At 70.7% G+C, this 12194-nt stretch carries 12 protein-coding genes; 11 read left to right on the top strand and 1 reads right to left on the bottom strand.

Annotated features, from left to right (window positions below; all coding sequences use genetic code 11):
- Positions 1-67: 67 nt before the first annotated feature.
- The 9 genes from EO081_RS04415 to EO081_RS04375 all read left to right on the top strand — a co-directional run bounded on the left by EO081_RS04415 (position 68) and on the right by EO081_RS04375 (position 8641).
- A complete protein-coding gene (locus EO081_RS04415) occupies positions 68-829 on the top strand; it encodes a sulfite exporter TauE/SafE family protein (RefSeq protein ID WP_240697534.1) in 762 nt (253 codons plus the stop codon).
- Between the two features lie 67 nt (positions 830-896).
- Positions 897-1619 carry a phosphocholine cytidylyltransferase family protein gene (locus EO081_RS04410; protein WP_129340683.1) on the top strand — a complete coding sequence of 241 codons (723 nt, stop codon included), beginning with the start codon at positions 897-899 and terminating at the stop codon, positions 1617-1619.
- Positions 1619-2746 (top strand): hypothetical protein, encoded by a 1128-nt coding sequence (locus tag EO081_RS04405; RefSeq protein WP_129340682.1) that lies wholly within the window; start codon positions 1619-1621, stop codon positions 2744-2746. The genes EO081_RS04410 and EO081_RS04405 overlap by 1 nt, the downstream gene beginning before the upstream one ends.
- A 46-nt stretch (positions 2747-2792) precedes the next feature.
- Entirely contained in the window at positions 2793-3923 is a 1131-nt protein-coding gene (locus EO081_RS04400) for a CDP-alcohol phosphatidyltransferase family protein (RefSeq protein ID WP_129340681.1), read from the top strand.
- Entirely contained in the window at positions 3920-5263 is a 1344-nt protein-coding gene (locus EO081_RS04395; protein ID WP_129340680.1) for a lipopolysaccharide biosynthesis protein, read from the top strand. Before EO081_RS04400 ends, EO081_RS04395 begins: the two co-directional genes overlap by 4 nt.
- Positions 5264-5335: 72 nt before the next feature.
- Positions 5336-5809 (top strand): DUF2141 domain-containing protein, encoded by a 474-nt coding sequence (locus EO081_RS04390; protein WP_165284501.1) that lies wholly within the window; start codon positions 5336-5338, stop codon positions 5807-5809.
- 188 nt (positions 5810-5997) lie between these two features.
- Complete coding sequence (locus EO081_RS04385) at positions 5998-6984, top strand: diacylglycerol/lipid kinase family protein (RefSeq protein WP_129340678.1); 987 nt, start codon at positions 5998-6000, stop codon at positions 6982-6984.
- The gene (locus tag EO081_RS04380) at positions 6984-7898 is read left to right on the top strand and encodes a hypothetical protein (protein ID WP_129340677.1); all 915 of its coding nucleotides are present in this window, start codon (positions 6984-6986) and stop codon (positions 7896-7898) included. The genes EO081_RS04385 and EO081_RS04380 overlap by 1 nt, the downstream gene beginning before the upstream one ends.
- Positions 7895-8641, top strand: a complete 747-nt coding sequence (locus tag EO081_RS04375) for a nucleotidyltransferase family protein (protein ID WP_129340676.1) — start codon at positions 7895-7897, stop codon at positions 8639-8641. Before EO081_RS04380 ends, EO081_RS04375 begins: the two co-directional genes overlap by 4 nt.
- On the opposite strand, the gene EO081_RS04370 is transcribed toward EO081_RS04375, so the two are convergent.
- Positions 8638-9675, bottom strand: a complete 1038-nt coding sequence (locus tag EO081_RS04370; protein WP_165284499.1) for a glycosyltransferase family 2 protein — start codon at positions 9673-9675, stop codon at positions 8638-8640. The genes EO081_RS04375 and EO081_RS04370 overlap by 4 nt on opposite strands.
- Positions 9676-9751: 76 nt before the next feature.
- On the opposite strand from EO081_RS04370, the gene EO081_RS04365 reads away from it, so the two are divergent.
- Together EO081_RS04365 and EO081_RS04360 are read left to right on the top strand one after the other, a co-directional pair.
- Positions 9752-11578 (top strand): cation:proton antiporter, encoded by a 1827-nt coding sequence (locus EO081_RS04365; RefSeq protein WP_129340674.1) that lies wholly within the window; start codon positions 9752-9754, stop codon positions 11576-11578.
- Complete coding sequence (locus tag EO081_RS04360; RefSeq protein ID WP_129340673.1) at positions 11575-12192, top strand: OmpA family protein; 618 nt, start codon at positions 11575-11577, stop codon at positions 12190-12192. The genes EO081_RS04365 and EO081_RS04360 overlap by 4 nt, the downstream gene beginning before the upstream one ends.
- Positions 12193-12194 lie beyond the last annotated feature (2 nt).

Raw genomic sequence — 12194 nt, 5'->3', positions numbered from 1 at the left:
ACCATATCTATGTTGTTGGGCGGACTCCGCCACGGCATGGTCGCACCGCAACAACAGGGAAGATGCCGTGGATCCTTCGTTCAGCGTAGAAGCGTTGCTGCCGTTCATTGCCGTGGGATTCGGGGCCCAGATCGTCGACGGGGCCCTGGGCATGGCGTTCGGCGTCATCTGCAACACGCTGCTGGTGGCGGTGATCGGGCTTCCCCCTGCACGCGCCTCCGCCAACGTCCATGTGGTCGAGACCTTCACCACCGCGGTTTCCGGCATCAGCCACGTCCTCTCGGGCAACGTCGACAAGAAGCTGTTCCTGCGGCTGCTGGTGCCGGGCATCATCGGCGGCGTGGGCGGCGCCTATCTGCTGACCAACGTCGACGGCGATGCGGTGAAGCCGTTCGTGCTCGGCTATCTGGTCGCGGTGGGCGTCTACCTGCTGATCCGCGGCATCCTGTTCCCGCCCAAGAACGCCAAGCCCAAGGTGGTCGAACCGCTGGGCCTCGTCGGCGGCTTCCTCGACGCGGCGGGCGGCGGCGGCTGGGGCCCGATCGTCACCTCCAACCTGCTGGTGCAGGGCGTCGAGCCGCGCAAGGTGGTCGGCACGGTAAACAGCGTCGAATTCTTCCTGACGCTGACGGTATCGGCGACCTTCATCTATCATCTGGGCGTCCGCGACTTCGCGACTGCCACGCTAGGCCTCCTGATCGGCGGCATCGTTGCCGCCCCGTTCGGCGCCATCATGGCCAAGCGCATCCCCACCAAGACCATGCTGATCCTGGTCGGCGCGGTGCTGACGATCACCAGCACCTACGGCTTCATCCGCGCGCTCGGCTGAGGCGGCGCAGCGCTCCCTGGCGCCGCCGAAGCTGACAAGCGCGGGCCCAGCGGCTAAGGCACCCTGCATGAAAGCGGTCATCCTGAGCGCCGGCTATGGCTCCCGGCTGCTGCCCCTCACCATGGAAATCCCCAAGTGCCTGGTGAAGGTGCAGGGGCGCGAGATCCTGCTGCAGCAGCTGACTGCGCTGGCCGAGGCGGGGATCGAGGAAGCCGCAGTCGTGGTCGGCTATCGCCACCGCCAGGTGCGCCGGTTCGTCGCCGAACGCGCCCTGCCGCTGCGCGTCTCGACCGTGTTCAACCCGTTCTGGTCGGTCAGCAACAGCATCGGCAGCGTGTGGGTCGCGCGCGCGCACCTGCTGGAGCCCTTCTGCCTGCTGAACGGCGACACCGTGTTCGAGCAGGCGGTGCTGAGCGAGGCGCTCCGCCAGCCGCCGCCGGGGATCGGCCTGGTGGTGGAGGCCACCCGCGGCCATGTGCTGGATGACATGCGCGTGGCGGTGGCGGAGGGGCGCGTGACGGCGGTTGCCAAGGACCTGGATTCCGCACGCACCACCCACCGCTCGCTCGGCGTCATCACCAGCACCGGCCACGACGGCGCCTATGCCCGCGCGCTCGAAACGGTGATCGAGCGCGACAGCGGCCATGCCGCCTATCATCATGCGATCGTCGCCGAACTGGCGGCGACGGTCGGCGTCACCGCCATCGAACATCACGCCGGCAACTGGCAGGAGATCGACCGGCCCGAGGACATCGACGCCTGGGGCGTGGCACAGGGGACGCCCGCCTGATGCGGGACCGGGTCGCCTTTCTGTTCCTGGGCGAAACGCTGCTGATCCCGCACCTCTTCCCGATCGTAGAGGCGCTCGGCGATCTCGCCCCCGACTTGCCGCAGGACCTGTGGGTCAGCACGTCGATGCACGAGGCGCTGATCGGCGGCTGGCTCGCCGAGCGGCCGCACGCGCCGATCCGCATCCGCCGCGCGCCCGGCTTCCGCACGGTGGCGGTCGACGACGGCACGAACCCGCCGCTCCCGCCCAAGCTGCCGATGCTCGCCCGGCTTGCTCCCCGGCTCGCGCGGGTGCCCGTCGCCGTCTGCGCCGAACAGACGAGCCTGTGGCTGCCGCGGCTGCTGCCGTTCCTCCCCACCCGGTTCGTCAAGACGTCGCACGGGGTTGGCTCGATGAGCGCGCGCGACGACCGCCGCCGCCGTGCTGCCTGGCACACGCTGGTCCCGAGCGAGCGCGAGCGCCGCACCTACCTGCAACGCGGGATGCCGCCGGAGCGGATCGTCGCGACCGGCTACGTGAAGGCGGGATTCCGCCAGCGCAGCTATGCCAAGCCGGAGTTTGCGGAGGATCGGCCGGTCCTGCTCTACAATCCGCACTGGCAACAGCACCGCTCTTCCTGGTGGCAGTGGGGCCAGCAGGTCGTCCGGCGGGTGCTGGCCGAGGGCAGGTGGAACCTGATCTTCGCGCCGCACCAGCGGCTCGTCGAGCGCGCGCCCGAGGTTCGCGCCTTGTGCGAGGAACTGAAGGGGCGCGGCGACACGCATTGCGACTACCAGAGCTTCGCCGCGGTGGACGGCAGCTACACCGCCGCGGCCGACCTCTACCTGGGCGACACGTCCAGCCAGCTGCTCGAATTTCTGGTGCGGCCGCGTCCGTGCGTGTTCCTGAACGCGGGCGGCGCAGCCTGGCGGCAGGATCCCTCCTACGCGATGTGGGTGGCGGGCGAAGTGGTGGACAACCTGGACGGGCTTCTCCCCGCCCTGTCCCGTGCCGGGACCGAGCACCCGCGCTTTGCGGATGCGCAGGCGGCACTCGCGAGCGATTCGCTGGGCGACACCAGCGGCGCGGCGCCAGCGCGCGCCGCATCCGAAATCCTGCGCGTATTGGCGGGGCGCCACGCGGGATGACGGCTTTCCTCTCGCAATCGGCGCACGATCGGGTATCGGCCCGGTTATGACACCCAAGGATGCCCAGCCCCGGCCGGCAGTCACGCCCGTCGGCAGCAACCCGACGCTGCTGTGGGGCATGACCAACGAAGAGCGCGTGCGGCGGATCGCCGCCTCGCGCGACCTGCCCTTCACGGACCGGCCGGCGGGCCCGACGATCCTAGTCAACCTGCGGTTCGCGTTCGATCCCGTCTGGGTCGCGCACCTGACCGGCAGGCCGGGAACGCTGGTGAGCCGCAACGGCGTGCCCGCGCTCGCCCATGTCGCGGACGAGGCGCAGCGCGAGGCGGTGCTCGCCGCGATGCAGGCGCAGGCGCCCGTCCCGCTCGAAGCAGGCATGGACGAGATCCGCGCCGAGGCCGAGGAAGGCATCTTCAACGAGGCGCTTCGCAAGCGCGAGCAGCCGTTCGTCGAGCTGCTGGTGCCCGAGGCCGTGCCCGCGATCGAGCGGGCGAGCTATACCGGCGCCTACAAGGGGGTGACCGACCTCCTCACCAAATATCTCTGGCCGGAATGGGCGTTCGCGCTCACCCGCATCGCCGCACGGCTGGGGATCACCCCCAACCAGGTGACGGCCGCCGGAAGCCTGTTGTGCATCGTGGCGACGGTCGCCTTCTGGCACGGCTGGTTCTGGACGGGCCTTGCCACCGGCCTTGTCTTCATGGTGTTCGACACCGTGGACGGGAAGCTCGCGCGCTGCACGATCACGTCGTCCAAGCTCGGCAACGCCTGGGACCATGGCGTCGACCTGGTCCACCCGCCCTTCTGGTGGTGGGCCTGGGCCGCGGGCTGTGCCGATTACGGCCGGCCGCTTTCCGACCAGATGTTCTGGCTGGTGATCGGCACGATGCTGTTCGGCTATGTCGCCCAGCGGCTGATCGAAGGCGCCTTCATCGTGCGCTTCGGCATGCACATCCATGTTTGGGAGCGGTTCGACAGCTGGTTCCGGCTCATCACCGCGCGCCGGAACCCGAACATGGTGATCCTGTTCTTCCTGCTGCTGGTGCAGCGTCCCGACTGGGGCATCATCGGGGTGGCGGCCTGGACCGCCATCTCGCTGGTGGTACACCTCGTCCGGCTGTTCCAGGCGATGTGGACGGCTCGTCAGGGCGAAAGGATCACCAGCTGGCTCGCGTGAACCCGTTCGCCGCGCGCACCGGCACCCCGCGCAAGGGGCTGGGCAGCGTCGCGCACAATCTGGGATGGCTGCTCGCCGGGCGCGGCGTCACCGCCGTGCTGTCGCTCTTCTACCTGGCGATCGTCACGCGCACCCTGGGCGTGACCGACTTCGGGCGTTTCTCGATCATCGTCGGCGCCTCGCAGGTGCTGGTCGCGCTGGTGGGCTTCCAGACCTGGCAGATCATCGTCCGCTACGGCACCGCCCATCGCTCGGCGGGCGACCTCGACCGGCTGGGCCGGCTGTTCCGGGCCTGCACGGCGCTCGACGCGACGAGCGCGGTGGTCGGCGTGGGCGTCGCCGCCACCATCCTGAGCCTGTGGGGCGAGATGCTGGGCATCGGCCCGACGCTGTGGCGGGCGACCTTCATCTTCACGATCATCCAGCTGCTGTCGCTGCGCTCGACGCCGCTCGGCATCCTGCGGCTCAACGACAATTTCTCGCTCGCCGCGCTCGCCGACAGCGCGACGCCCGTGGTGCGGCTGGTCGGCGCGGGGCTGGTCGCACTGATCCACCCGACGCTCCAGGGCTTCCTGGTGGCGTGGATGGCGGCCGAGCTGCTGACCGCCACCGCCTATTGGATCATGGTCGCGCGGACGGGCAACCTGCGGCTGATGCGCCAGCACGGCCACGGACTGCGCGCGGTGGTCACCGACAACCCCGGCATCGTCCAGTTCGCGGTCAGCACCAACGCCAATGCGACCTTCACCCTGTCGAGCAAGCAGTTCCCGCTGCTGCTGGTGGGCGGCGTCGCCGGCACCACCGCGGCGGGCGAGTTCCGCCTGGCGGTGCAGCTGGCGCAGGCAATGACGAAGCTGTCGCAGCTCCTCGCCCGCGCAGCCTTCCCCGAGATCGTGCGCTCGATCGACGCGGGCGGCCTGCGCAAGATCGGCCGCTTCCTGGTGCGCTCGGTCTCGGTCGCGACGCTGGTCGCCGCGCTGGTGTTCGGACTGCTGCTGCTGGCCGGGCAGCATGTGCTGGCGCTGGTCGGCGGATCGGAGTTCACCAACGCCTATTCCAGCCTGCTGTGGCTGACCGCCGCCGGCTGCATCGACCTGTGCACCGTCGGCTTCGAACCCGTGCTGATGGCCGCCAATCGTGCCGGCAGCGCCTTTTTCGTTCGGCTGGCGGCCACCGGCACCATGTTCGCGGCGGCATTCCTGCTGTCGCCGAGCATGGGCGCGAACGGCATCGCCGCCGGGGTGCTGATCGCCTCGGTCGTCACCGCCGTCCTGCTCGCGCTGATGCTGGGCCTTGCGATCCGGCGGGACCGGCTGCGCTCGGAGGGGGTGCCGGCCTGAACGGGCCGCCCATCTCCAGTTCATCCGGCCGGGTGCATGGTGGACGGCATGATGTTGCAACGAGAGTCTTCGATGTCCCGTACCGCTCTTGCCGCGATCGCCCTGGTTGCGGGCGCCGCCGGCCTTTCCGCTCCGGCCCAGGCTGCGCCGGCCTGCGTCGGCACGCCCGGCACCGGCAAGGTGAAGCTGGAGGTCGCCGCCACCCAGTTGCGCAGCGCCGATGGCGAGGTCGCATTCACCGTCTACCCGGATGACAGCAGCCGCTTCCTGAAAGGCGGCGCCAAGCTCGCGCGCGCCAGGGTCAAGACGACGGCCCCTACGACCCGCGCCTGCTTCTGGCTCGCGCCCGGCCATTATGCGCTCGCCACCTATCACGACGAGAACGGCGACCATAAGTTCAACCGGACCGCCTTTGCCCCCAAGGAAGGGTTCGGCTTCTCCAACGACGCGCCGACCGCGCTCGGTCTGCCCTCGTTCAAGGCGACGCGCTTCCCGGTTCCTGCCGGCGGCGGCAGCATCGCCATCCGCACGCGATACGGCCGCTAGGTCGCAAAAGCCGGGCGCTTCCCCGGCCAAAGCGTGCAAAAGGGGTTGCCGAACGCGGCGGTCGCCACAAAACTGCCACGATATGGGCGCGGACGGGCCAATCGTGCGGTGCATGGGCCCGCCTCCCGTTCAAGCATCGTGACCCGGGGGCGCGTTTGAAGAAGATTACCTCGGAACCGGCAGAGCAGATGACGTCCCCCACTCCCCTTGGAACGACGGTCCCCGGGCCCGGCACGCGCCGGGCCGGCCATCCGCGCACCGGGATCATCAGCAACAGCCGCAGCCATCGCAACCGCACCCGCGGTGCCGAGGCGGCGGTGGTGCCGGCCGATACGCCCAACCTCCTGTACCGCGGCCCCCGAACCCACCCGGCGCTCGCCCAGGCGCTGCGCGAGTTCCGCGACGCGGGCATCGAGCTGCTGGTGGTCGACGGCGGCGACGGCACCGTGCGGGACGTGCTGACCTGCGCGCAGGAGGTTTTCGGCGACGCCCTGCCGCGGCTGGCCGTCGTTCCCTCGGGCAAGACCAACGCGCTCGCGCTCGACCTCGGCATCCCGAGCGACTGGACGGTGCAGGACGCGCTGGATGCCGGCGCCCATGGCGGAGTCCGTGCCCGGGCGTCCGTCGAGATCCTGCGCGGCGATGCAACCCGGCCGGAGCTATGCGGCTTCCTGTTCGGGGCAGGCGCCTTCGTGCGCGCGACGGAGCTGGCGCAGCGCACGCACAAGGCCGGCGCCTTCAACAGCTTCGCGGTCGGCATCTCGCTGTTCTGGGGCGTCGCCCAGACGATGTTCGGCGGCCAGGCCAACCAGTGGCGCGCGGGCGAGCCGATGCGGCTGCAGCTGGACGGGGGCACGCCGGTCGACAAGACCTTCTACATCCTCTTCAGCTCGACGCTCGAGCGGTTGCCGCTTCGGCTCAAGCCCTTCGGCCACGAGCGTGCGGGGCTGAAGATGCTGGCGGTCGATGCGCCCCCCGCCCGGCTTTCGCGTGCCGTGCCGGCCCTGCTGCGCGGGTCGGAGGCCGCATGGCTGGAGCAGGCCGGCTACCGCCGCCACGACGTCCGTTCCTTCACCGTCACGCTGGAGGGCGGCTTCATCCTCGACGGCGAGCTCTACGACGGCGGCACCATCACGGTGCGCCAGGGCCGGCCGCTCCAGTTCGTGACGCCGTGATGCGCCCGCTCCGTCGCGCCATCGCCGACATGCTGGCGGCCGAGGTCCGGCCGGAGATCGTCGAGGCCGCCGCCGTCGTCGCCGGCCGGCTCAGCGGATCGGCGGTGCTGTTCTACGGTTCCGTGCTGCGGACCGGGGACCTGGACGGGCTGCTCGACTTCTATGTGCTGACCGAAGGGCCGCCGGCACCCGGCATCCGCGGCATGGTGTCGCATCGGATCTGGCCCGACATCAGCTTCGAGGAGGTCCGCGTCGGCGGCCGCATGCTCCAGGCCAAGGTCGCGACGATGCCGCTCTCCGTCTTCGTGGAGGCCGCCGGCGGCGAACTGGCCGACACGACCATCTGGACCCGCTTCGTGCAGCCGAGTGCGCTGCTGTGGATTGCCGGCGCCGCGCAGGCGGAGGCGGTCGTCGACGCGATCGCGGCGGCGGCGATGACCGCCGCCCGCTTCGCCGCCGTGCTCGGCCCCGCCCATGGCGCACCGTCTGCCTATTGGAAGGCGCTGTTCCGGGAGACCTATCGCGCGGAATTGCGGGTCGAACAGCCAGGACGCGAGGACCAGATCCTCGCCTATGATCCGCAACGCTATGCCGAGCTTCTCCTGCTCGCCTGGAAAGCGGCCGGGATCGAGGTCCGCCGGACGCCGGACGGCGTGTCGCCGGTCCTGGATGCGGAGACACGGGCGCAGTTGCTGCGCCGGTGGCGTTCGCGGCGGCGGCTGGGCAAGCCGCTCAACGCGCTGCGGCTGGTGAAGGCGGCCTTCCTGCTCGATGGTGCAGCGCGCTACGGCGCGTGGAAGGTCGAGCGGCATACTGGCGTGCCCGTCAAGCTGACTCCCTGGGCGGAACGCCACCCCCTGCTCGCCGCCCCCGGCGTGCTGTGGAAGGTCTGGCGCGCGCGGGCGCGGGCATGAGCGCGTTCAACGCCCTGGTGCTCGCGGGCTCGCGGGGCGGTGCCGATCCGGTGGCCGACTATGCCGGCGTGCCCGCCAAGGCGCTGATCGAAGTCGGCGGCGTGACGATGCTCGCCCGCGTCGTCCGGTCGCTCCGCGCCGCCGGCGCCACCCGCATCGGCGTCTCCGTCTCGGACCCGGCCGTCGCCGCCCATGCCGGAACGCTCGGGGTCGAGGTGCTGACCGCCGAGGCCGGCCCCAGCCGCAGCACCCGCAGCGGACTCGCAACCCTGGGCACGCCGCTGCTGGTCACCACCGCCGACCATGCGCTGCTCGAACCGGAGTGGATCACCCGCTTCCTCGCGGCGACGCCGGCGGGTGCGGACGTGACCGCGCTGCTCGCCCGCCGGGACGTGATCGAGGCGGCGGTGCCGGAGACCAAGCGCACCTATCTGCGCTTCGCCGATGGAAGCTGGTCGGGGTGCAACCTCTTCTACCTGGCGACGCCCAGGGCCAATGCCGCACTCGACCTGTGGTCGCAGGTGGAGGCGGATCGCAAGCGCCCGTGGCGGATCGTGCGGCGGCTCGGCACCGGAACGCTGCTGCGCTATCTGGTCGGGCGGCTCACGCTCGACCAGGCGCTCATGCGGCTGGGAGCCGCCGCCGGCATCTCCGCCCGCGCGGTCGCGAGCCCGTTCGGCCTGGCGGCGGTGGATGTCGACAAGCCTGCCGACCTGGACCTCGTCCGCCGCCTGATCGACTAGCGCCTGAAGCCCAGCAGCACGGGCGCGCTCGCCGCCAGCCAGCCCCGTGCCGGCCCGCGGATCAATCCCCGCGCCAGCGGCGAGCGCAGGTAGGCCCGCACCGCCGCAGCCCGCCCCAGCGTCGGCATCGCCACGCGACAGGCGAGCAGCCAGAACCAGCCCGTCGCCAGAGCCATCCCCTCGGGCGGGACATAGCGGCTCTCCGCGTTGCGCGCGCGCAGCGTCTGCAGCCAGTCGTCGGCCCATTGCAGGAAATCCGGCGGCGCCTCGACCCCCTTCAGCTTCGTCTTGCCCAAGAGCGTGTGGCGGCGAAGATCCTCCGCCTCGAAGCCCATGCCGAGTTCGGCCAGCGGCCCCGCGTAGAGCAGGGTCTTGCGCTCGCGGATGCGGTCCTGCCGCTGGGAGACGGTCTGCCCCGGATGCACCCGCCGGTCCGCCAGCACCTGCGGCAGGTTCGCCAGCCGGTGGCTGCGCGACAGGCGCACGAACACGTCGAGGTCCTCGCACACGTCGAAGCTGCGGTCGTAGGGATGCGCCTTGAGCACCTCGGCCCGGCCCATCACCGAGGATTGCTGGAAGGCCGACCGGAACAGCAGCCATGCGGCGATGTCGCCGGATTCGAGCGGCGGGACGCGCACGCCGCGCTTGCGCCGGCCGTCCTTGTCGATCTTGCCCGCGCAGCTGCCGACCAGGGCGATGTCGGGGTTGCGGGCAAGGAAGTCGACCTGTGCGCCCAGCCGCTCCGGCCGGGCGATGTCGTCGCTGTCGAGCCAGGCGATCAGCCTGCCCCGCGCGGCATCCAGGCCGGTGTTGCGTGCGTCCGGAATCCCGAGGTTGCGGGCGTGCCGCACCACCCGGATGCGCGGATCGCCGAAGCCCTCGACCACCGCGACCGATTCATCCGTCGATCCGTCGTCCACCACCACCAGCTCGAAGTCGCCGAACCACTGGGCCAGGATGCTGCGGACGGCATCCCCCACCAGATGCGCCCGATTGTGGACCGGAATGACGACGGAGACGGTCGGAGTTGCCATGCCGCGGGGATAGCCGCCTGCCCCGGCAAAGCCACGCGAATTTGCGACACCCGGCCCGGGCGGGTATCGCGCTCCCATGGAACAACAGGCTCTCCTCTTCGCGCTCATCGGCGTGCTCGGCATCGGCGCGCAATGGGTCGCCTGGCGAACGGGCTGGCCCGCCATCGCGCTGATGCTGGTGGCGGGGATCTTCGCGGGTCCCGTGACCGGCCTGATCGACCCGCATGCCGCCTTCGGCCCGCTGCTCGAACCCGCTATCTCGATCGCGGTCGCGGTGATCCTGTTCGAGGGTGGGCTCAGCCTCAATTTCCGCGAGCTGCGCAAGACCGAGGGCGCAGTCACCCGCCTGGCGCTGATAGGCATCCCGGTCGGCTGGGCGCTGGGTGCGGTCGCCTGCTACTATGTCGCCGGGCTGGTGTGGCCGGTCGCGATCCTGTTCGCCGGCGTCATGGTGGTCACCGGCCCCACCGTGGTCCTGCCGCTGCTGCGCCAGAGCAACGTCGCGCCGCGCCCGCGCGCGATCCTGAAGTGGGAGGCGATCGTCAACGATCCCTTCGGCGCGCTCTGCGCGGTCATCACCTACGAATATCTCCGCCGATCGGAAGCCGGCGCCTCGCTCGGCGGCGTAATCGTGTCGCTGCTGGCGGCCGCGGTGCTGGCTGGCCTGATCGGCTATGCGGTGGCGCGGGCGATCGCCTGGGCGTTCCCGCGCGGGCATGTGCCGGAATATCTGAAGGCGCCCGTCCTCCTGGTCGCGGTGATCGGCACCTTTGTGCTGTCGAACCTGATCCAGCAGGAGACGGGGCTGCTGGCGGTCACGGTGATGGGTGTCGCGCTTGCGAACATGAAGCTCGATTCGCTGCGCGACGTCCACCCGTTCAAGGAGAACATCACCGTCCTCCTGATCTCCGGGGTGTTCGTGCTGCTCTCCGCACAGCTCGACCTGGAGGTGCTGCGCCGCTTCGAATGGCGGTTCGCCGGCTTCCTGGTGGCGCTGCTGCTGCTGGTGCGGCCGGCGACCGTGCTCCTCAGCCTCGCGTTCAGCCGGGTGCCCTGGAACGAGCGGCTGCTGGTCGCCTGGATCGCACCGCGCGGCGTGGTGGCGGTCGCCGTGTCGGGGCTGTTCGCGCTCCGGCTCGACCGGCTCGGCTACAGCGACGGCGACATCCTGGTGACCCTGTCCTTTGCGGTCGTTGTCACCACGATCATCGCCCACGGCTTCAGCATCCGCACCGTGGCACGCTGGCTGAAGGTCACCGGCGCGAGCGAGCGCGGCCTGCTGATCGTGGGGAGCACCGACTGGAGCCTGGCGCTCGCCGAGCACCTCCGCTCGCTCGAGGTGCCGGTGCTGGTGAGCGACAGCAGCTGGCAGCGGCTTGCGCCCGCCCGGCAGCGCGGCATCCCGACCTATCACGGCGAGATCCTGGCGGAGGCGACCGAGGAACAGCTGGACCTCAGCCAGTTCCAGGTCCTGGCCGCGACCTCCGAGAACGAAGCCTATAACGCGCTGGTATGCAGCGAATTCGCGCCGCAGATCGGCCGCGACGCGGTATACCAGCTGGGCGACGCGAGCGGCGATCCGCGGGCTCTGCCGGAGGCGCTGCGCGGCCGCGCGCTGTTCACCTCAGGCCTGGGCGTCGAGGAGATCACCGAGCGCGAACGAGCCGGCTGGTCGTTCCGCAAGACCCGCATCAGCGAGCAGTTCGACTTTGCCGACGCAAAGGCGGTGCTGCCCGACGAAGCCGACATGCTGCTGTTGTTGCGCAAGAACGGGACGCTGCGCTTCTTCACCCATGCCACGCGGCCGACGCCGCAGCCCGGCGACGTGATCGTCTCCTACGCCCCGCCCCGCGTGCGCGAGCCGGAGACCCGAAACGAGAACCTGATTGGGGAGGAACGATGAAACGGACCTTGTGCCACGCGGTGGCGGCCGGCGGGCTGGCCGCGCTTCTGGCGGGATGCGGCCCTTCCGAGGGCAACCGCGCCGACCCCGCTCCGGCCGAGAACAGCGCCGAGCCGGACGTCGCCAACGTCACCCCGGCGCCCGAGCCGACGCCCGAAGGCAAGTCGATCATCCGCCCGGAAACGGAACCGGATGCCGAACCCACGCCGCCGCCGCTCGAGCCGATCGAGAGGACCGTCCAGTTCCCCAAGGGCGCCGCCCTGGACGACCCGGCCAAGGCCATGCTCGACACGCTGCTGGCCGAACCCGCGCTCCAGGCCGGCGGTCCCATCCGGCTGAGCGGCCACAGCGACTCCAAGGGCTCGGACGCGGACAACCTGCGCGCGTCGCGGCGCCGCGCGGAGGCGGTGCGCGACTATCTGATCGCAAAAGGCGTGGCCAAGGATCGCATCACCGTGATCGCGCTCGGTGAAAACCGGCCGGTGGCGCCCAACGCCAATCCGGACGGCAGCGACGACGAAGCCGGCCGCGCGCGCAACCGCCGCGTCGACATCGCGGTCGCGCTTCCCGAGCCGCAGCCGAGCCCCACGCCGGAGCCCACTCCCACCGAGTGACG

The organism is Sphingomonas desiccabilis (genome assembly GCF_004135605.1).
Classification (GTDB): domain Bacteria; phylum Pseudomonadota; class Alphaproteobacteria; order Sphingomonadales; family Sphingomonadaceae; genus Sphingomonas; species Sphingomonas desiccabilis.
Note: the sequence above shows the minus strand (reverse complement) of the source record. Positions and strands in the feature narration are given on the sequence as shown.

Excerpts from the sequence above, each read along its gene's own strand:
- EO081_RS04410 (WP_129340683.1), top strand. The coding sequence starts at position 897 with ATGAAAGCGGTCATCCTGAGCGCCGGCTATGGCTCCCGGCTGCTGCCC.
- EO081_RS04405 (WP_129340682.1), top strand. The coding sequence starts at position 1,619 with ATGCGGGACCGGGTCGCCTTTCTGTTCCTGGGCGAAACGCTGCTGATC.
- EO081_RS04400 (WP_129340681.1), top strand. The coding sequence starts at position 2,793 with ATGACACCCAAGGATGCCCAGCCCCGGCCGGCAGTCACGCCCGTCGGC.
- EO081_RS04390 (WP_165284501.1), top strand. The coding sequence starts at position 5,336 with ATGTCCCGTACCGCTCTTGCCGCGATCGCCCTGGTTGCGGGCGCCGCC.
- EO081_RS04385 (WP_129340678.1), top strand. The coding sequence starts at position 5,998 with ATGACGTCCCCCACTCCCCTTGGAACGACGGTCCCCGGGCCCGGCACG.
- EO081_RS04380 (WP_129340677.1), top strand. The coding sequence starts at position 6,984 with ATGCGCCCGCTCCGTCGCGCCATCGCCGACATGCTGGCGGCCGAGGTC.
- EO081_RS04375 (WP_129340676.1), top strand. The coding sequence starts at position 7,895 with ATGAGCGCGTTCAACGCCCTGGTGCTCGCGGGCTCGCGGGGCGGTGCC.
- EO081_RS04370 (WP_165284499.1), bottom strand. The coding sequence starts at position 9,675 with ATGGCAACTCCGACCGTCTCCGTCGTCATTCCGGTCCACAATCGGGCG.
- EO081_RS04365 (WP_129340674.1), top strand. The coding sequence starts at position 9,752 with ATGGAACAACAGGCTCTCCTCTTCGCGCTCATCGGCGTGCTCGGCATC.
- EO081_RS04360 (WP_129340673.1), top strand. The coding sequence starts at position 11,575 with ATGAAACGGACCTTGTGCCACGCGGTGGCGGCCGGCGGGCTGGCCGCG.